Origin of the sequence: Streptomyces sp. NPDC005262, assembly GCF_042872425.1 — a bacterium.
Taxonomy (GTDB): domain Bacteria; phylum Actinomycetota; class Actinomycetes; order Streptomycetales; family Streptomycetaceae; genus Streptomyces.
The window spans coordinates 50,051-66,993 of sequence record NZ_JBIAKK010000012.1 but is presented as its reverse complement, the minus strand read 5'-3'; the positions used below and the strand labels follow the sequence as shown (position 1 = coordinate 66,993).

Annotated in this window: 20 protein-coding genes; 4 read left to right on the top strand and 16 right to left on the bottom strand. The window is 70.4% G+C overall.

Going from position 1 to position 16,943, the window contains the following annotated elements; translation table 11 throughout:
• Window positions 1–55: 55 nt before the first annotated feature.
• The 3 genes from ACFYP5_RS26445 to ACFYP5_RS26435 all read right to left on the bottom strand — a co-directional run bounded on the left by ACFYP5_RS26445 (window position 56) and on the right by ACFYP5_RS26435 (window position 3,041).
• Window positions 56–1,309, bottom strand: coding sequence for a GNAT family N-acetyltransferase (locus ACFYP5_RS26445; protein WP_389040609.1), 1,254 nt, complete (start codon window positions 1,307–1,309; stop codon window positions 56–58).
• 62 nt (window positions 1,310–1,371) lie between these two features.
• Window positions 1,372–2,364, bottom strand: a complete 993-nt coding sequence (locus ACFYP5_RS26440; RefSeq protein ID WP_389040606.1) for an asparaginase — start codon at window positions 2,362–2,364, stop codon at window positions 1,372–1,374.
• Window positions 2,365–2,420: 56 nt separating this feature from the next.
• Window positions 2,421–3,041, bottom strand: coding sequence for an ABC transporter substrate-binding protein (locus ACFYP5_RS26435; protein WP_389040603.1), 621 nt, complete (start codon window positions 3,039–3,041; stop codon window positions 2,421–2,423).
• 116 nt (window positions 3,042–3,157) lie between these two features.
• On the opposite strand from ACFYP5_RS26435, the gene dtd reads away from it, so the two are divergent.
• The gene (gene dtd / locus ACFYP5_RS26430) at window positions 3,158–3,607 is read left to right on the top strand and encodes a D-aminoacyl-tRNA deacylase (RefSeq protein WP_389040600.1); all 450 of its coding nucleotides are present in this window, start codon (window positions 3,158–3,160) and stop codon (window positions 3,605–3,607) included.
• 50 nt (window positions 3,608–3,657) lie between these two features.
• Here dtd and ACFYP5_RS26425 read toward each other — a convergent pair whose 3' ends face one another.
• The 6 genes from ACFYP5_RS26425 to ACFYP5_RS26400 form a co-directional block, all read right to left on the bottom strand.
• Window positions 3,658–4,623, bottom strand: a complete 966-nt coding sequence (locus ACFYP5_RS26425) for a YgfZ/GcvT domain-containing protein (protein ID WP_389040597.1) — start codon at window positions 4,621–4,623, stop codon at window positions 3,658–3,660.
• Window positions 4,624–4,644: 21 nt separating this feature from the next.
• Complete coding sequence (locus tag ACFYP5_RS26420; protein WP_389040594.1) at window positions 4,645–5,106, bottom strand: Fur family transcriptional regulator; 462 nt, start codon at window positions 5,104–5,106, stop codon at window positions 4,645–4,647.
• An 81-nt stretch (window positions 5,107–5,187) separates the two neighbouring features.
• Window positions 5,188–5,760, bottom strand: a complete 573-nt coding sequence (locus ACFYP5_RS26415; protein ID WP_389040591.1) for an FABP family protein — start codon at window positions 5,758–5,760, stop codon at window positions 5,188–5,190.
• A 278-nt stretch (window positions 5,761–6,038) separates the two neighbouring features.
• The gene (locus tag ACFYP5_RS26410; RefSeq protein WP_389040589.1) at window positions 6,039–7,040 is read right to left on the bottom strand and encodes a hypothetical protein; all 1,002 of its coding nucleotides are present in this window, start codon (window positions 7,038–7,040) and stop codon (window positions 6,039–6,041) included.
• Window positions 7,037–7,870: a hypothetical protein gene (locus ACFYP5_RS26405; RefSeq protein ID WP_389040586.1), complete on the bottom strand. Its 834-nt coding sequence runs from the start codon at window positions 7,868–7,870 to the stop codon at window positions 7,037–7,039. The genes ACFYP5_RS26410 and ACFYP5_RS26405 overlap by 4 nt, the downstream gene beginning before the upstream one ends.
• Window positions 7,867–8,775, bottom strand: coding sequence for a hypothetical protein (locus ACFYP5_RS26400; protein ID WP_389040583.1), 909 nt, complete (start codon window positions 8,773–8,775; stop codon window positions 7,867–7,869). Before ACFYP5_RS26400 ends, ACFYP5_RS26405 begins: the two co-directional genes overlap by 4 nt.
• A gap of 105 nt (window positions 8,776–8,880) precedes the next feature.
• On the opposite strand from ACFYP5_RS26400, the gene ACFYP5_RS26395 reads away from it, so the two are divergent.
• Entirely contained in the window at window positions 8,881–9,243 is a 363-nt protein-coding gene (locus ACFYP5_RS26395) for a DsrE family protein (RefSeq protein WP_327125699.1), read from the top strand.
• A 9-nt stretch (window positions 9,244–9,252) separates the two neighbouring features.
• On the opposite strand, the gene ACFYP5_RS26390 is transcribed toward ACFYP5_RS26395, so the two are convergent.
• From ACFYP5_RS26390 to ACFYP5_RS26360, 7 genes are all read right to left on the bottom strand, one after another.
• On the bottom strand, window positions 9,253–9,510 hold the full coding sequence (locus ACFYP5_RS26390; protein ID WP_389040579.1) for a DUF3099 domain-containing protein: 258 nt from the start codon (window positions 9,508–9,510) through the stop codon (window positions 9,253–9,255).
• A gap of 212 nt (window positions 9,511–9,722) precedes the next feature.
• The gene (locus ACFYP5_RS26385; RefSeq protein ID WP_030925040.1) at window positions 9,723–10,010 is read right to left on the bottom strand and encodes a DUF1416 domain-containing protein; all 288 of its coding nucleotides are present in this window, start codon (window positions 10,008–10,010) and stop codon (window positions 9,723–9,725) included.
• Window positions 10,011–10,060: 50 nt separating this feature from the next.
• Window positions 10,061–10,906 carry a sulfurtransferase gene (locus ACFYP5_RS26380; RefSeq protein WP_389040576.1) on the bottom strand — a complete coding sequence of 282 codons (846 nt, stop codon included), beginning with the start codon at window positions 10,904–10,906 and terminating at the stop codon, window positions 10,061–10,063.
• A 452-nt stretch (window positions 10,907–11,358) separates the two neighbouring features.
• Window positions 11,359–12,048 carry a DUF2993 domain-containing protein gene (locus tag ACFYP5_RS26375; protein WP_389040573.1) on the bottom strand — a complete coding sequence of 230 codons (690 nt, stop codon included), beginning with the start codon at window positions 12,046–12,048 and terminating at the stop codon, window positions 11,359–11,361.
• 184 nt (window positions 12,049–12,232) lie between these two features.
• Window positions 12,233–13,540, bottom strand: coding sequence for a hypothetical protein (locus ACFYP5_RS26370; RefSeq protein WP_389040570.1), 1,308 nt, complete (start codon window positions 13,538–13,540; stop codon window positions 12,233–12,235).
• Between the two features lie 10 nt (window positions 13,541–13,550).
• The gene (locus ACFYP5_RS26365; protein ID WP_030925031.1) at window positions 13,551–13,805 is read right to left on the bottom strand and encodes a MoaD/ThiS family protein; all 255 of its coding nucleotides are present in this window, start codon (window positions 13,803–13,805) and stop codon (window positions 13,551–13,553) included.
• A gap of 41 nt (window positions 13,806–13,846) precedes the next feature.
• Window positions 13,847–14,740, bottom strand: a complete 894-nt coding sequence (locus ACFYP5_RS26360) for an alpha/beta hydrolase family protein (protein ID WP_389040567.1) — start codon at window positions 14,738–14,740, stop codon at window positions 13,847–13,849.
• A 306-nt stretch (window positions 14,741–15,046) separates the two neighbouring features.
• Between ACFYP5_RS26360 and ACFYP5_RS26355 the strand changes: the two genes are divergently transcribed.
• Both ACFYP5_RS26355 and ACFYP5_RS26350 read left to right on the top strand, forming a co-directional pair.
• On the top strand, window positions 15,047–15,850 hold the full coding sequence (locus tag ACFYP5_RS26355) for a response regulator transcription factor (protein WP_389040564.1): 804 nt from the start codon (window positions 15,047–15,049) through the stop codon (window positions 15,848–15,850).
• A gap of 24 nt (window positions 15,851–15,874) precedes the next feature.
• Window positions 15,875–16,921 carry a LacI family DNA-binding transcriptional regulator gene (locus ACFYP5_RS26350; RefSeq protein ID WP_030925025.1) on the top strand — a complete coding sequence of 349 codons (1,047 nt, stop codon included), beginning with the start codon at window positions 15,875–15,877 and terminating at the stop codon, window positions 16,919–16,921.
• The last annotated feature ends 22 nt before the right edge of the window (window positions 16,922–16,943 follow it).

Sequence of the window (16,943 nt, the reverse complement as noted above, 5' to 3'; positions counted from 1 at the left end):
CAAGGCTCCGGCCACTCAACAGCTTTGATTCATACGAACGTTGACCACTGCCGACTCAGAACACATCCGGGCACCAGGCCCGCCGCCCCGCGCGGAACACCCTGTCCGCCACCGCCGCTGCACCCGGCGTGAGCTCCTCGACCCGGCCCAGCGCAGCCAGCCGCAGCGCCGACTCGTCGCCGAGACAGAGCGTCCCCAGCTCCCGTACGTCCAGGGCCAGATCCGCGCTCCGCGTCGTCGGCGCGCACGAGGCGCCGTCCGGGGACGCGTCCAGGCGGAAACGGCCGCCGGCGAGGCCCTGCGGGTCGTGGATGTCCAGGGTCAGGGAGCCCGGGGCCTCGTAGGTGCGGGCCTCCAGGGCTCGTACGACGTCCAGGACCCGCACCCACATCCAGTCCGCCTGCGTCACGATGCGGGCCGCGCGCGGGTCCGGAAGGAGAAGGGGGAGCACGTCGTCGGGGGCGCGGTGGCCCGAACGGACCGTGGTGATCCAGTCGATCGAGCAGACGAAATGCCACAGCGCCCGTTCCGCCGCCGGGGTCTCGGCGATCAGACCGAGGACGGACGCCCGGTTCAGCGGCTGCTTCGCATCGCCCCACTTGTCGTCGGCGCGGTAGACGAGCAGACCGTCGACCGTGCCGTCCTCGTTGCGGTACACCGCGTGGAACGGTTCCGTCCACGATCCCGGCACGGGCACGTCCTCGCCGGTGTTCAGCTGCCACCAGCGGTCGCCACGGCTGACCACGCCGTGCTGCCGGGCGCGCACCCGGTCGTGCAGGGCCGGGCCGAGCTTGCGTACCTCCGCGCCGTCCACCAGGTCGATCCGACCGCCGCCGTCCGCGGCGGACGGGCCCGGCCAGCGCGGGTCCAGACCCGCCCGGGGGACGTCGATCTCCCACTCGGTGGTCCAGGCGGCCGGGCCGAACCCGTACCGCCCGTAGATCGGGTACTCGGCGGCGATCAGCGTCGCGACCACGTCACCACGGTCCTTGGCCGCCGCCAGGTCCGTGGCCATCATCCGGCTGAGCAGCCCGCGCCGGCGGTGCGTGGGCGACACCGTGACATTGGTGACCGCGTCGGACGGCACCGTGGCGCCGCCGACCACCGTCAGTTCCTGCGCGAACGAGCGGAACGTCGCCACACACCGGCCGGCGTCGAACACCCCTTGGGTCCGGTCCAGATCGATGTGCGAGAGGCGGCTCGCGACCTCCACGTCCGTCACCGTCGGCGGGCGCAGAAAGCCGGTGTTCACGGCGCGCAGCCAGTCGGGGAACTCCGATGCGGTGACGGGACGGACCTCAAGGCTCATGCGCCCACGCTAGGCATGCGGTCCGTGGAATGTCGCCCGGTTTTCCGCCGCCACCGAGCCGGTCAGAAGGCCGCCCGGATCTCGCCCACCTCCGCGCTGCCGCCCATCAGCGGCGCCCGTCCGATCCGGCCCACCACCGGTGCGTCGACGCCGAGCAGCTCCAGCGCCCTGGCCAGTACCGGGCCGAGCGCCCGGCCCCCGCCGTCGGTGATCTTGAATGCCAGCGCCCGGCCGTCCGGTAGCGCCACCGCCTGGACCGCCTCCGCGCCCATCTTGGAGAGCGTGCCCGGCACCTCGCGCATCAGCCAGGTGTCGGGCCGCCGGGTGCCCGCGACGCACTCCGGGTGGGCACGCATCGCGTCCGCCACCCGGCGCTCGGCGGTGCCCTCCTCGGCCCGCACGAACGACCGGAACGCCCGCGCCAGACCCACCAGGCTGATCGCCATCAGCGGCGCCCCGCAGCCGTCCGTACCGACCGCCGCGACGGGTTCGCCCGCCGCCTCCTCGACCACCTGGTGGACCAGCTGCTGGAGCGGGTGCGCCGGGTCCAGATAGGTCGCCCGGTCCCAGCCGTTGAGTGCGCAGACCGCGAGCATGGCGGCGTGCTTGCCGGAGCAGTTCATGGTGATCCGCTCACGGACCTGGCCTGCGGCGAGATACGTCTCCGCCTCCGCCGGGTCCAGCGGCAGATCGGGCGGGGTCTGCAGATCCTCGGGCGTCAGTCCGTGGTCGGCGAGCATCTTGCGTACGAGGTCGAGGTGGAACACCTCGCCCGAGTGGCTCGCAGCGGCCAGCGCCAGCCGCTCCCCGGAGAGGTCGAGCCCGGCCCGCAGCACGGCCGCGGCCTGCATCGGCTTGTTGGACGAACGGGGGAAGACCGGCGCGTCCGGCTCCCCGAGGGCCCACTCCACACTGCCGTCCGCTGCCAGCACGACCAGGGAGCCCCGATGGTGGCCCTCCACGAAGCCGGAACGCACGACCTCTGCCAGAACGGGAAGAGCGGGGCCGGCGGGCAGAGCGGTGGACGCCGGGGATATGAGAGGTGTGGAGGTCATGGGAGGGGCGGCCTTCCGGGCGGGGCGAGTGACCCGCCCCGCCCGGAAGGATCGCTTCAGGCGAGCAGGTCGTCTACTTGTGCTTCCCCATCACGGTACCTGCGGGCGATCTCGGCGCTGCAATCGTCAGCGGTACGTTGCAGCTGGTGACGGCGGCGGGAGACCTGCTGCTCGTAACGGACGAGCCGCCCCATCGCGGCGTACAGCTCTTCGTCGGTGCGGGCGTCGAGGTCGGAGAGTTCGACCTCGGCGAGCGTCTCGGCCGCCAGTCGGCGGAACTCGTCGCTGCGCGGTGTGGTGAGCGTGACATGCCGGGCGGAGGAACGGTGCCGGGACGGGGAGTCGGTGAGGATCTCGGAGAGCCGGTCCACGACCGGCGCCTCGGGGTCCCGGCGGCGGGCCAGCTCGGCCCGCAGGATGTCGATGCGGCCCTGGACCAGACGGCGCACGTAACTGAGGTCGGCCTCGTCGCGCTGCGAATCACGGCGCAGGTTGCGCAGCTCCGGCAGTCGCAGGGCGCCGAGCTCTGGCGGCGACTGCCCCGGCAGACGCTCGCCGATGCCCGGACCGGTCCGCTGCACGGGTGGCCGCATGGCGCCGGCGGTGATATCGGTACTGGTTGTGGCACGCGTGACCGGTACGGCTCCGGCTGGGTGCCCGGCTCCATATGTACTCATGCTTTGTCCATCCCCTCGACCGGTGCGTCGGCACACCGCCTCCGTGCATGGTGCCATTCCGTACTGTGACTACGCAGGTGCTCTGTACCCGTTCAGCCCAAGATAGGTTGGTCTGTATGCGTGCAGTGATACAGAGGGTGTACGGCGCGAGCGTCACGGTGGCCGACGGCGCGGGCGACGGAAGCGGGCCCGCGGTGGTGGGTGAAATCGTCGGCGAGGGACTGTGTGTGCTGGTCGGAGTCACCCATGGGGACACCGTGGAGAAGGCGGCGCAGCTCGCCCGCAAGCTCTGGTCGGTCCGCATCCTGGAGGGCGAGAAGTCCTGCTCCGACGTTGATGCGCCGCTTCTGGTGATTTCGCAGTTCACTCTCTACGGGGACGCCCGGAAGGGCCGCAGGCCCACCTGGAACGCCGCGGCACCCGGCGAGATCGCCGAACCGCTGGTCGACGAGGTGGTGGCGCAGCTGCGGGCGCTGGGGGCGCATGTGGAGACGGGCCGGTTCGGAGCGGACATGCGGGTCTCGCTCACGAACCACGGCCCGTTCACCGTCCTCGTCGAGGTCTGAGCGGGGTCCGGCTGGAAGCCGGACGCACGCGCAGAGGGGCCGCGGAAGATCTACGGCTCGACGACCGTCTCCTGGGCCGCGGCGGTGTCCCCGGCGAGCAGTCCCGCGTCCACCGCCACGTTCCGCTTGACCAGTGCCAGTGCGATCGGGCCCAGCTCGTGGTGGCGGGCGGACGTGGTGATGAAGCCGAGCTGACGGCCGTCCGCCCCGTCCGCGGCGAGCCGTACCGGCGTCCCGTGCCCGGGCAGCAGGACATCGCTGCCGTCCAGGTGCAGGAAGACCAGCCGACGCGGCGGCTTCCCCAGGTTCTGCACCCGGGCCACGGTCTCCTGACCGCGGTAGCAGCCCTTCTGGAGGTGTACGGCGGTGCCGATCCAGCCCAGCTCGTGCGGGATGGTGCGGTGGTCGGTCTCGAAGCCCAGCCTGGGGCGGTGCGCCTCGACGCGCAGTGCCTCGTACGCCAGGATGCCGGCCACCGGGCCGTGCTCGGCGGCGTACTGCTCCAGGTCGGCGCGGGGCAGAAACAGATCGCGGCCGTGCGGCGCCTCCCGCACGACGACACCTTCCGGCGCCTCTTCGATGGAGCCGGCCGGCAGGTGCACGACGGCGAAGTCCTCGGTACGGTCGGCGACTTCGACCTGGTAGAAGAACTTCATCGATTCCAGATAGGCGACCAGTTCACCCTGGGTGTCGGGTTCGACGTGCACCCACACCGTCTCGCCGTCATCGACGAGGTAGAGGGCGTGCTCGATGTGCCCGTTCGCGCTGAGAATCAGCGCCTCGGTGGCCTGTCCGGGGGCGAGTTCGCTGACGTGCTGGGTGAGCAGCAGGTGCAGCCAGGCCAGCCGGTCGCTTCCGGTGACGGTGACGACGCCGCGGTGCGAGAGGTCGACGAGGCCGGTGCCGTCGGCGAGGGCGCGCTGCTCGCGGAACAGGTCACCGTAGTGCGCGGCGACGCCTTCGTCGCGGCCTTCGGCGGGAACGGCGCCGGGCAGGGACAGCAGAGGGCTCTTCATGCGACCAGCGTACGACTCGATTTACTGCTCGGAACCAGGAGCAGGGGCCGGTCCGGCCGCCGCCGCCTTCGTCGTGCAGTCGGCACAGCGGCCGAAGATCGCGAAGTGCTTCATATCGGTCTCGAACCCGAACGTGTCCCGCAGCTTCGTGGTGAACTCGGCGACGACGTCGACATCGGCCTCGATGACATCGGTGCAGTCCCGGCAGACCAGATGGATGTGGTGGTGGCGGTCGGCCAGGTGGTACGTCGGTGCCCCGTGCCCCAGATGGGCGTGGCTGACCAGCCCCAGCTCCTCCAGGAGCTCCAGAGTCCGGTAGACCGTGGAGATGTTCACGCCGGACGCCGTCCTGCGCACCTCGCAGAGGATGTCGTCCGGCGTCGCGTGTTCCAGTCTGTCGACCGCTTCCAGGACAAGCTGCCGCTGCGGCGTCAGCCGGTAGCCGCGCTGCCGAAGGTCGCTCTTCCAGTCGGTGCTCACCACAGGCCCAGTGTAGGACCGGACGAGCGCCCGCCCGCAGGCCTCACGGCCACTCGGCCGTCCGGCTGCGTGCGGGTGGTGCGCCTACTTGAAGAACGCGATGCCGTCGTCCGGCAGGTCGCCGAGGCCCTTGGCCATCTCCTCGACCTCTTCGGGGGTGACGACCTTCTTCAGGTGCGCCGACATGTACGGGCGCAGCTCCACCTCGGGGGTGGCCTTCTCGCCGACCCACATCAGGTCGCCGTTCACATAGCCGTAGAGCCGCTTGCCACCGTTGTACGGGCCGGATGCCGCGGTCCGGGCCACCGCGTCCGTGACCAGGTCGATCTGCGGCTTCTGGTGGGCGAGCTCGCCGTACCAGATCTCGATGACGCCCTGGTCGCGGGCCATGACGACCTCGACCTTGCGGTCCTTGTCGATGCGCCAGTAGCCGGACTCGGACTCCAGCGGCTTGACCTTGTTGCCCTCGGCGTCGAGCACCCAGGAGTGCGAGACGTATTCCAGGAAGTCCCGGCCGTCGTGGCTGAAGGAGACTTCCTGACCGAAGTTGCACTTCTCGGCGCCGGGGAAGTCGGACACGCCCGCGCCCGTCCAGTTGCCGAGCAGGAAGGCAAGCGGGACGAGGTCCGGGTGGAGGTCGGACGGGATCTCGATCATGAGCGGCTCAGACGATCTGTGAGGGGGTGATGTGCAGTGCGGACGGGGTCAGCGCTGGCCCTGGTACAGCTTCTTCACGGTCAGGGCGGCGAAGGCGAGAACGCCGACGCAGACCAGGACCAGCAGGGTGGAGAAGAATGCCTCAAGCACGGGAGCTCCTCGGACGAGCGATAACGAGCGGTATGGCGGGAGTACAGGGCCGGGCCCCAGCCTAATGGGTACGGGCCCGGCGCGATGGTTCGGGGCTTGCCGAGGAAGCGGGCTCCCCGGCGTGCGGATCAGCCCAGCAGCTGGTTCTGCAGGATCAGTGTCTGGCGGAACGGGATCTGCTCGGCGATCTTCTTGCCCTGCTGCGAGTGGATGACCAGGGCGAGCGTGTCGCCGGCCTGGATGTAGGCCTCGTGGATCCGCCCCTTCCCGGTCTTCGTCTCGCCGAACGTGTAGACCACGGTCTCCGGCACCTTGCCGCCGGCGTTCCAGCTCTCGTCCATCTGCAGTTCCGTGGGCCAGTCGAGCGGTATGCCCGGGGTGCTGCTCACGTAGGTGTCGTCCCGGAGCCCCTGGGCGTACGCCGTCGAGTTGAACTGCAGCAGATAGACCCGGGACCTCGTGCCGTCCGGCATGGTCCAGCCGCGCGCCGCGATGTGGCGCAGGGCCGAGTCGTCCAGCAGCTGCGTGAGCTCGCCGCGCTTGTCCTTGCGGAACTCGCCGACGAACTGCGCCGTGCTCACCCAGCCGCCCGTCAGCTTCTTGTCCGCGGTTGCTCCGGTCGGGGCGGGGATCAGCAGCTTCCGCAGGTCGGCATGGTGGATCTCGGCGACATTGGCCTCGTTGAACGGGCGCGGCGAACCGGCCGGCAGCGCGGGCAGGCTGAGCTCCGGGTAGTCCCAGCGCCCGTCGCCCTCGGTGGCCAGGCCCGGTACGTCGGTGCGCTCCATCGAGGTGATGCCGAGGGCCGTACCGGTGCCGAGACCGCCGAGCACCAGCACGGCGGCGGTCCAGCGGGCGACGGCCCGCAGGACGCGGCGGGAGGACTTCGGAGCCGGTACGGGCTCCGCCACCGCGAGTGCCTGTTCGGGGGCCGCCAGGGGCTCGGTGTCCGGTACAGGCTCCACGGCCGCTACGGGCTCCGTGGCCGGGACGGGCTCGGCAGCCGGCGCGTCCATGGCCGGGGAGGGCTCGGCAGCCGCTGCAGGCTCCGCTCCCGTCGGCGGAAGCTCCTGCGCCGGAGCAGCGGGCTCCTCGGTCTCGGCGGTCGGCGCCGCCGTCTGCTCGGTCATATGTACTCCCCCGGGGACTCGATGTGGTCGAGCTGGTCCTTCACGAGATCGGCGACGGCGGACGCGCTGAGCGGCTTGCTGCCGTACGCGTCGACGGTGAGGAACAGCTCGCCGTCGTATGCGAAGCAGGACAGGGCGTCGAGCTTCGCCTTGCTTTTCGGCTCCCGGAAGCACTTGGCCTTCTTGTGGCCCTCGATCTTCGGCCCGTCGCGGAAGCCGCCGTAGGTACCCATCAGCTCCGTCTGGAAGCCGAACATGTCGTGGACGGCCCTCTTGTCCTTCATCTTCACGATCTGGATCTCGACCGTCAGATCGTTGTCGTCGGAGGTGTACGAGCGCTGCGCGATGCCCTGGAGGTGGAGCCGGTCGATGCGCTGGTCCCGTTCGCGGCGCTGCTTGCCCGCGATCCCCCGGCCGCCCTCCTTCATCTGGGCCGTGGCCTTCTTGCCACTGATCTCGTCGTCGTTCCCGTACTCGCCCATGTCCGGGCCGAGTCGGTAGCTCTCGGGGACCGGCAACAGCAGCTTGCTGAGCTCGGTGTCGGTCCTGCCCCGGCCGGTGTCCCCGGCGGGGTCCTTGGCGGGCTTGGGCGCGCCCTCGCCCCAGACCTTGGTGGTGACGGTGCGGTCGGCGCCGTCCACGGTGACCTTGGTGTAGGCGGCCGCACCGCCGACGGCGCCGAGGACCAGGACCGCGGGGAGCACGGCGAACACCACACGCCTGGCCCGGCCCTTCGGGGCGGACAGGGCCGGCTCGGCGGCCGACGTCGGTTCGACGGGCAAAGCCGGTTCGGCCGACGGGGCGGTGTCGGGTGTCATGTCGTCGTTCACAGCCGCTCCAGCTGTCGCTCGGCCAGGGTCCGGATGTCCTTCTTGCTGATCGGCACGGTGTCGAAGATGTTGATGTCGAACATGACGTCACCGCGCTGGGCGATGGCCCGCGCCTGGTAGACAGGCAGGTAACCCGGCTTGTTCACGGCCTTGTACACGAAGTAGCGGCCGTTGCCGCTGCCCTTGATCGGATCGCCCTCGTTGCCTGCGCCGTCCTTGGCGTAGGGCATGTAACCCAGCTGGTCGTTCGCATGGTCGGCCGCCCCGAGCTCTGCGCCGGAGCGGAACTGCACGAGGCGGATGCCCACGTCGCGGTACTGCCCCTGCGCCCAGTTGGCGGCCGCGATCCGGCGGACGTCGGCCTCCGCGAGCGTTTCGAACATGTAGTCCTCGCTCTTGAACTCCCGCGCATACGCGTCAAGGGACATCCAGCCCTTGGTCGGGAACGGGAACCTGGCGTTGCGCGCCCCCGAGGGCTTGCTGACGAGCAGCCCGCGCAGATCGCCCTCCGTCTTCCGCTGCCGGTCCTGCGACACGGGCAGCGGGGTCGGGACCTTGTCCGCGGGCAGCGCCTTCGCCGGGTAGGCGAGGTTCGGCTGGGACAGGGCGGGCAGCGGGGTCGGGGCCCGGTCGGCCTGCACGCCGTAACCGACGGCGGTGCCACCGGCGATCCCGAGCACCGCGGCGGCGGCGATCAGCAGAGTGGTACGGCCACGCGGCCGCGGCTTGACCGGCGTCGCCGGCGCATCGGACTCGGCCACCGGAACAGTCGCGGGCCCGGCGAGCGGCTCGGTCACGGGCGCGACCACCGGAGCGGGCGCGGGCGGCTCCTCGGCCTGGACCAGCGCCTCGACCTGCACGGGCGGCTCGGCCGGCCCGTCAGGAATGGTGTCTTTCGGTTCCAAGAGGGTCCCCCCACGAGACCTGAGGCGCAGATTCCATTACCTGCGCACAGAACTGACCCCCCGCAAGGGGGTGGGGTTGTACCGGCGACGATTACAGTTCGGCATATGCAGAAGAAGCTCGTGATCAAGGTGACCGCAGGTGCCGACTCCCCCGAGCGCTGCTCACAGGCGTTCACGGTGGCGGCGGTCGCCGTCGCCAGCGGTGTGGAGGTGTCGCTCTGGCTGACCGGCGAATCCTCGTGGTTCTCGCTGCCGGGCCGGGCCGCCGAGTTCGAACTGCCGCACGCCGCACCGCTGCCGGATCTGATCGAGTCGATTCAGGCGGCCGGCCTGATCACCCTCTGCACGCAGTGCGCCGCGCGTCGCGACATCACCGAGAGCGATGTCCTCGAAGGCGTACGTATCGCGGGTGCCCAGGTATTCGTCAGCGAGATCATGGCCGACGGCGTCCAGGCCCTCGTCTACTGAAGCAGCTGTCTACCGGCGCTTCTTGCCGTCGAGCTCGTCCCACCACTCGTCCGACTTCGGGTCGCCCGAGGGGTCGTCCCACCAGCGGTCCTCCGGCCCCCGCCGGTTGGCGACCATCGCCGCGATCGGCGGGATGAGCATGGCGACCACGCACATCCCTATGGCGACGGGCATCGACCAGAGCCGCACCACGGCCCAGGCGGACACGAACAGGACGATGCATCCGCCCATCAGCAGGAAATAGCCGCGACGGCGCCGGGCGTACATAACTCAAGCGTAGGCCCGATCCGGGCGCACGCGAACAGCGTGGACGGACCCCGCGGACCGCGCTGTGCACACCCCTGCGAGCACCACCCCGCGCACGGGCCCGCGAACGCCACCGCCGGCACCTCCGTGAACGGCGCGAAGGGCCGTACCCCGGTTCAGAAGGCGTCCAACCCCCTGGGGTACGGCCCTCCGGCCGATCTGTGTGCCGCGAATCAGACGGCGATGGCCACCTCGGAGAGGCCACCGGTCTGTGCGACGACTGTGCGGTCGGCGCTGCCGCCCGGGACCAGGGCGCGTACCGTCCAGGTGCCCTCCGCCGCGTAGAAGCGGAACTGTCCGGTCGCCGAGGTCGGGACCTCCGCGGTGAACTCGCCGGTCGAGTCCAGGAGACGGACGTAGCCGGTGACGGGCTCGCCGTCGCGGGTCACGCTGCCCTGGATGGTGGTCTCACCGGGCTTGATGGTCGAAGCGTCGGGGCCGCCGGCCTTTGCTCCACACATGGTGTTCTGTCCTTCTGGTCGGGGGTCGTGCTGGTCCAGGTCGTGCGGGGCTACTTGTTGGCGCCGAGCTCGATCGGCACACCCACGAGGGAGCCGTACTCGGTCCACGAGCCGTCGTAGTTCTTGACGTTCTCGACTCCGAGCAGCTGGTGCAGCACGAACCACGTGAGCGCGGAACGCTCACCGATGCGGCAGTACGCGATGGTGTCCTTCGCCAGGTCGACCTGCTCGGCCTCGTAGAGCGCCTTGAGCTCGTCGTCCGACTTGAACGTGCCGTCGTCGTTGGCGTTCTTCGACCACGGGATGTTGCGGGCGCTCGGAACGTGGCCGGGGCGCTGCGACTGCTCCTGCGGGAGGTGCGCCGGGGCGAGCAGCTTGCCGCTGAACTCGTCGGGCGAACGCACGTCGACCAGGTTCTGGTTGCCGATCGCGGCCAGGACGTCGTCGCGGTAGGCGCGGATCGACTCGTCCTGGGCCTGGGCCTTGTACTCGGTGGCCGGGCGGGACGGGATCTGGTCGCCGTCGACCAGGTCGCGGGAGTCCAGCTCCCACTTCTTGCGGCCGCCGTCGAGCAGGCGGACGTCCTGGTGACCGTAGAGCTTGAAGTACCAGAACGCGTAGGACGCGAACCAGTTGTTGTTGCCGCCGTAGAGGACGACCGTGGTGTCGTTCCCGATGCCCTTCTCGGACAGCAGCTTCTCGAAGCCGGCCTGGTCGATGAAGTCACGGCGGACCGGATCCTGGAGGTCCTTGGTCCAGTCGATCCGGATGGCGTTCTTGATGTGGTTCTTCTCGTATGCCGAGGTGTCCTCGTCGACCTCGACGAGGGCGACCTTCGGGTCGTCGATGTGGGCCTCGACCCAGTCGGCGTCTACCAGGACGTCACTGCGGCTCATTCTGTTCTCCTCCGGGGCAGTCTGCGGCGAGATGGTGCGTGATGCGAGATGTACGGGGGCGCAGTATTTGCGCGTACACACATGCACGGGGTGGGCCCTGACAGCGGTCGAAGGGCCGGGAACGCGGGATGCGACGATCCAGCTCAGACGGTGCGACAGAGCATGGCGGCGATGCGGCACAGGTCTACTGCCCGCCGCTTCGTGAGATCCGCCTGTCGCTTCATGGGTCCGATCGTAGGGACGTACGGGCGGGCATGTCACCGTCGTGTCGTATCTTGAGACACGATCGTCCACAATGCGGGACGAGAGCAAGCTTGCCGCGCCGCGCGGACCGAACCGGGACCGATCGGGTCCCTCGGTCATCTACGGGTCGGACGCGTCCGTCTCATTATGTGGCGCAGTGGCTGTCGGGGCTCCTACCCAGCCGCGGCACGCCTTACGTATCGGGCCGCCTATCCGCCGAGCGGGATGTCCGAACCCGTCACGGAGATCTCCAGGCCGTTCTTCGTCGGCTCGATCCGCTGCAGTTTCAGGCCGTTCGGCAGGGCACCGATCTCCCGCTCGAAGTCGGTCTTCCTGCGCACCAGGCCTTCGAGGCCGGGGATGCCTTCACCAGGCACCTTGTCCGCGTGCACGCGGATGGTGTGGCCGTCGACCAGGGTGACGGTGGAGGTCACGCTGCGCGTGAGCGTGCGGCCGAGGATCTCGACGGCACCGGTCACCTTCACCTTGCCGTTGCCGCCGTACCGGACGACGACGCCGTCGTCGGCCGCGTGCGTCAGGTCCTCGTACGAGACGGTCGCCGTACCCGTGGCCCGGGCGGCGGTGGCGCTGGAGAAGCCGTCGGCCAGCGTGACGTCGTGGAGTTCGGCGTTCATCTCGCTGATCCGGATCCTGCGGCCGCCGGCGTCGGTCTCGATGCCGTTGAGCTCGATGTCGACCTCGTCGAGCGAGGATCCGGCGACCTGCGTCAGGAACGGGAAACCCTTGATGGAGACGTTCGTCGAGCCGACCGTGGAGCCGCTGATCTCCACCCTGCCCTCGGCCTCCGACTCGGCGAAGTACACCGCCGCCCGGTCGACGGCGATGAAGATGCCGCCCAGAACCACCACCATGATCAGCAGTATTCGCAGTGCGCGCATGCCTCTTCTTCCCCCACCCTGCACCCGATCCGGCCGGACCCGCCTGGTGTCCGTGAGCCTACTGCGGCTGCACGACACCCCCGGGGTGATCGACGAGCCGGGGGCCCTCCCCGGTTCCCGGCCCGGTGCACAGGCATCGGGCCGGGACCGCCCTGGGCGGGCGGGGCGCAGGGATCACGCCGGGTCAGGAGAGGGCGCGGCCGATCAGATAGACGGCGGGCGCCGCTGCGGTCAGCGGAAGCGCCACACCGGCGGTCATGTGCACAAAACGTGACGGGTAGTCATAGCTGGCCACCCGCAGCCCGATCAGGGCGCAGCCGCCGGCCGCGAGCCCGAGGAGGGCCCCCTTCGCGCCGAGGTCGGTGAGCCCGCCTGCCACGACACCGGCGCCTGCGGCGACGAGCAGCGCCACCACGACCGAGACCGGTCCGGGTAGCGGCAGCGCGCGAGCAAGCACGGCGAGCGCGACGGCCGCACCGCCCACGGTCACCGCGTCGGGCACCGCCGCGAGATGCCCGGCGGCGAGGATCGCCAGGGCCGCCGAGGCGACAGTGGCCATCAGCCCGTACATCCGCTCGTCGGCGCCCGCGTGGCTGCGGAGCTGGAGGACGACGGTGAGCAGCACCCAGATGCCGAGGGTGCCGAGGATCGCCGCAGGGGCGTTGTCCCGTCCTGCCACGAGCAGCACGACATCGGCGACGAACCCACCGGCGAAGGCGAGGGCGATGCCCTGTCGGGCCGGCCACATGCCGTTCAGCCGGAACCAGCCCGCCGCGGTCACGGCCTGGAGCAGTACCAGCGGTACGAACAGGGCGTACTGCCCGATCGCGGCACCGAGGGCGAGCAGCAGCCCGAGACCCGCGGTGATCGCTGCCGGCTGCATGCCCGGCGCGATGATCGGCGAGCGGCCCTCGGCGCGGGCGCGCTGGGCGTCGGTGACGCGGCTGTTGCCCAGGGTGGTGGGCGCGCTGTAACCGGAGGTGTCGGGCCCCGTCGCGGTGTCCGGGGCGCCATCGGCCGGCGCCGCCTCGGCGACCGCGACGGCCGGGACCTCGGGAGGCAGCGGATACGAGCCCGAGGCGCCCTGCGGCGTGGGACGGGCGTCGGCGGCGGCCGTGGCGACCGGCTGCTGCGGCTGTACCGGCGGCCGGCCCGGGTACGACTGCTGGTACTGCTGCTGGGCATGCGGCTGCTCGTACTGCTGCTGCGCGTACTGCTGGTCGTACTGCTGCTGGTCGTACGGCGGCTGCTGGTACTGCGGCCCGCGCTGTGCGGGCCGGACGGTCGGCTGGTACTGGGTGTCCCAGGTCTGCCCCTGCCACGTCTGCGTCGCGCCGGGGTCCTGGAACGCCTGGTCGTCCGGGTCGTACGGGGCCTGCTGCCCGTACGGCTGCTCGCCGTACGACTGCGGCTCCTGCCCGTGTCCGTACGCGTGCCCGTACCCGGCCCCGGACTCCTGACCGTACGGATGCTGCTGATCGCTGCTGCTCATGTTCTGCGGTTCACCCTCCTGCGAACGGCGGGAGCACCTCGACCGTGCCGCCCTCGGCAAGGCGTACGGTCTCATGGCTGCGGGTCCCGACGGGGTCGCCGTCGATCAGGAACGAGCACCGTTGCAGCACTCGGGTGAGCTCACCGGGGTGCCGCTCACGCACCGCGTCGAGCGCCTCGGCGAGCGTCGCAGCTGCGTACGGCTCCTCCGCGGTTCCGGCGGCCGCCTTGGCGGCGGCCCAGTAGCGGATCGTTCCCGCTGGCATGGCGGCGCTCCCTTCGTCTCGCGTCAGCTGTCCATCATGAATCACGCGGCGACCGACCAGTCCGCGATACGGGTGAGCAAGTTCTCGTCCGCCGCGTTCTCGGCGTGCCCCATGCCTCGCTCCAGCCACAGCTGGGCGCCACCCTGTGCCGCGTCCACCAGCATTCTCGGGTGGTCGAGCGGAAAGTACGGGTCCTTGTCGCCGTGCACGATCAGCAGCGGGGCCGGGGCGATGAGCGGGACCGAACCGACCGGGGAGAGCGGCACGGGGTTCCACTCGTTGTGGTCGATCCGGGTGCGGAAGCCGTACCGGCCGACCAGTCGGCCGGTGGGGCGGGTCACCACCCAGTGCAGCCGGCGCATCGGGGCCGTACCCCGGTAGTACCAACGGGCGGGAGCACTCACAGCAACCACTGCATCCGCGTGCGCTTCTGTGCGCCCCCCGTGCGCGGGAACTGTGAGGGGAAGCTGTTCCTCGGCCGCGGTCGTGTCGGGCGCCGTATACAGCGCACCGTGCCGAAGCACTACGGAACCACCCATCGAGAATCCGACCGTAACCACCCGGCGGTGCCCGAGGGAGCGCGCCCAGGCCACCGCTGCGGCCAGGTCCAGCACCTCGCGGTCACCCACCGTCGACCGCCCGCCGGAGCCTCCGTGCCCCCGGAAGGAGAACGTGATCACGGCTGCACGCTGGGAGAACACCCGCGCCGCACGCCGCACGGCGGGCCGGTCCGCCGATCCGGTGAAACCGTGCGCGATCACGATCGCCGTATCGACCGCGACCGGGGCGGCGGCGGGGCCGGCACCGGCTGTACACGGCTCGTACACCGCCTCGATCGACAGCCCGTCATCGGTCCGCAATGTCGTACGCCGGGCTCCCGGGGTGATCAAGCAAACAGAAGAACTCCGAAACGAACTCTCGGACACAGAACTCATGTGGGCTATTCTGCTGGGAAGAGGATCCGGGCAATGCAGCCCCCGGGTCCTTTTGTGCTTTCCGTGCGTTGTTACGACGACGTTTCGACAAGCTCAGCGGTCCCGGGGCATGGGGCCGCACCGTAAAACCCGTATGACAGGTGTCGTACGGCCGCACCGAACCGTACGAAGAAGTGCCGCATACTCCCCCGGGCCCAGCCCGGGAGTGCCCCTCTCGCAGGGAACGAGGAGGACCGACGTAATGGGCGAGCAAGGCGAGCAAACCGTGCACGATCATCGACCGACAACCCAGGCAGGTGGGCGGCGATGAGTTCACTGCTGCTTCTGACGAATGCCCTCCAGCCGTCGACGGAGGTGCTTCCCGCCCTCGGCCTGCTCCTGCACAGCGTGCGGGTGGCCCCCGCCGAAGGACCCGCTCTCGTCGACACCCCCGGTGCCGACGTCATCCTGGTCGACGGCCGCCGCGACCTGCCGCAGGTGCGGTCGCTGTGCCAGCTGCTGCGCTCCACCGGACCGGGCTGCCCGCTGATCCTCGTCGTGACGGAGGGTGGTCTCGCGGCCGTCACCGCCGACTGGGGCATCGACGACGTGCTGCTGGACACGGCGGGACCGGCCGAGGTGGAGGCCCGGCTGCGGCTCGCCACCGGCCGGCAGCAGCTCACCTCCGACGACTCCCCGATGGAGATCCACAACGGCGACCTGTCGGTCGACGAGGCGACGTACAGCGCGAAGCTGAAGGGCCGGGTCCTCGACCTGACCTTCAAGGAATTCGAACTTCTCAAGTACCTCGCGCAGCACCCGGGCCGGGTCTTCACCCGCGCCCAGCTGCTCCAGGAGGTCTGGGGCTACGACTACTTCGGCGGTACGCGGACGGTCGACGTCCATGTCCGGCGACTGCGCGCCAAGCTCGGCCCCGAGCACGAGTCGCTGATCGGCACGGTCCGCAACGTCGGTTACCGCTTCGTCGCACCGGAAAAAGTGGAGCGCGCGGCCGGGGAGGCCAAGGCCCGGACCGCGGCGGCCGCACCTGCCGAACCCGTCACCCGTCCGGAGCACTCGGAGGTAGCCGAGGTCACGGAAGAAGCCCCGGTCCGGCCTGCCAAGAGGTAGTTCCATCCGCGTAGACTGCCGCGCGTGGCCAAGGTGACGCGGGACGATGTGGCGAGACTGGCGGGGACGTCGACCGCGGTCGTCAGCTACGTCATCAACAACGGACCCCGGCCGGTTGCCCCGGCCACGCGCGAGCGGGTACTCGGCGCGATCAAAGAGCTGGGTTACCGGCCCGACCGGGTCGCGCAGGCGATGGCGTCGCGGCGGACCGATCTCATAGGAATGATCGTTCCGGATGCCCGGCAGCCGTTCTTCGCAGAGATGGCGCACGCGGTCGAACAGGCCGCGGCCGAGCGCGGGAAAATGGTCCTCGTCGGCAATTCCGACTACCGCGACGAGCGCGAGGTCCACTACCTGCGGGCCTTCCTCGGAATGCGGGTGTCCGGTCTGATCCTGGTCAGCCAGGGCCCCAGCGAGCGGGCCGCTGCCGAGATCGAGGCGTGGGACGCACGGGTCGTGCTGCTGCACGAGCGGCCGGAGGCGATCGACGACGTCGCGGTCGTCACGGACGACATCGGCGGCGCGCAGCTGGCCACCCGGCACCTGCTCGAACACGGCAACGCATACGTGGCGTGCCTCGGCGGCATGGAGACGACCCCGGCGGTCGGCGACCCGGTCGCCGACCACGTCGAAGGATGGCGCCGGGCGATGCACGAGTCGGGACGGTCGACGGAGGGGCGGCTCTTCCAGGCCCCGTACAACCGCTACGACGCCTACCGGGTGGCGCTGGGGCTGCTCGCGGGCCCGGACCGCCCGCCGGCGATCTTCTGCTCGACGGACGACCAGGCCATCGGGGTGCTGCGGGCTGCGCGCGAACTGCGGATCGATGTGCCCGGGGAACTCGCGGTGGCGGGCTTCGACGACGTGAAGGAAGCGGGTCTGACCGATCCGCCGCTGACCACGATCTCCTCGGACCGCCCGGCGATGGCGCGGGCCGCGGTGGACCTGGTGCTCGACGACTCGCTACGGGTGTCGGGGTCCCGGCGGGAGCGGCTGAAGCAGTTCCCGTCGGCGCTGGTGGTGCGGCGGTCGTGCGGGTGCGGGGAGCCGGCGGCCGGTCAGGGGCGGTAGGCGGCGACGCCTGTAGGGCCTT

Coding starts and splice junctions, on each gene's coding strand:
- ACFYP5_RS26445 (WP_389040609.1), bottom strand. CDS start 1,309: ATGAGCCTTGAGGTCCGTCCCGTCACCGCATCGGAGTTCCCCGACTGG.
- ACFYP5_RS26440 (WP_389040606.1), bottom strand. CDS start 2,364: ATGACCTCCACACCTCTCATATCCCCGGCGTCCACCGCTCTGCCCGCC.
- ACFYP5_RS26435 (WP_389040603.1), bottom strand. CDS start 3,041: ATGAGTACATATGGAGCCGGGCACCCAGCCGGAGCCGTACCGGTCACG.
- dtd (WP_389040600.1), top strand. CDS start 3,158: ATGCGTGCAGTGATACAGAGGGTGTACGGCGCGAGCGTCACGGTGGCC.
- ACFYP5_RS26425 (WP_389040597.1), bottom strand. CDS start 4,623: ATGAAGAGCCCTCTGCTGTCCCTGCCCGGCGCCGTTCCCGCCGAAGGC.
- ACFYP5_RS26415 (WP_389040591.1), bottom strand. CDS start 5,760: ATGATCGAGATCCCGTCCGACCTCCACCCGGACCTCGTCCCGCTTGCC.
- ACFYP5_RS26410 (WP_389040589.1), bottom strand. CDS start 7,040: ATGACCGAGCAGACGGCGGCGCCGACCGCCGAGACCGAGGAGCCCGCT.
- ACFYP5_RS26395 (WP_327125699.1), top strand. CDS start 8,881: ATGCAGAAGAAGCTCGTGATCAAGGTGACCGCAGGTGCCGACTCCCCC.
- ACFYP5_RS26390 (WP_389040579.1), bottom strand. CDS start 9,510: ATGTACGCCCGGCGCCGTCGCGGCTATTTCCTGCTGATGGGCGGATGC.
- ACFYP5_RS26385 (WP_030925040.1), bottom strand. CDS start 10,010: ATGTGTGGAGCAAAGGCCGGCGGCCCCGACGCTTCGACCATCAAGCCC.
- ACFYP5_RS26380 (WP_389040576.1), bottom strand. CDS start 10,906: ATGAGCCGCAGTGACGTCCTGGTAGACGCCGACTGGGTCGAGGCCCAC.
- ACFYP5_RS26375 (WP_389040573.1), bottom strand. CDS start 12,048: ATGCGCGCACTGCGAATACTGCTGATCATGGTGGTGGTTCTGGGCGGC.
- ACFYP5_RS26370 (WP_389040570.1), bottom strand. CDS start 13,540: ATGAGCAGCAGCGATCAGCAGCATCCGTACGGTCAGGAGTCCGGGGCC.
- ACFYP5_RS26365 (WP_030925031.1), bottom strand. CDS start 13,805: ATGCCAGCGGGAACGATCCGCTACTGGGCCGCCGCCAAGGCGGCCGCC.
- ACFYP5_RS26360 (WP_389040567.1), bottom strand. CDS start 14,740: ATGAGTTCTGTGTCCGAGAGTTCGTTTCGGAGTTCTTCTGTTTGCTTG.
- ACFYP5_RS26355 (WP_389040564.1), top strand. CDS start 15,047: ATGAGTTCACTGCTGCTTCTGACGAATGCCCTCCAGCCGTCGACGGAG.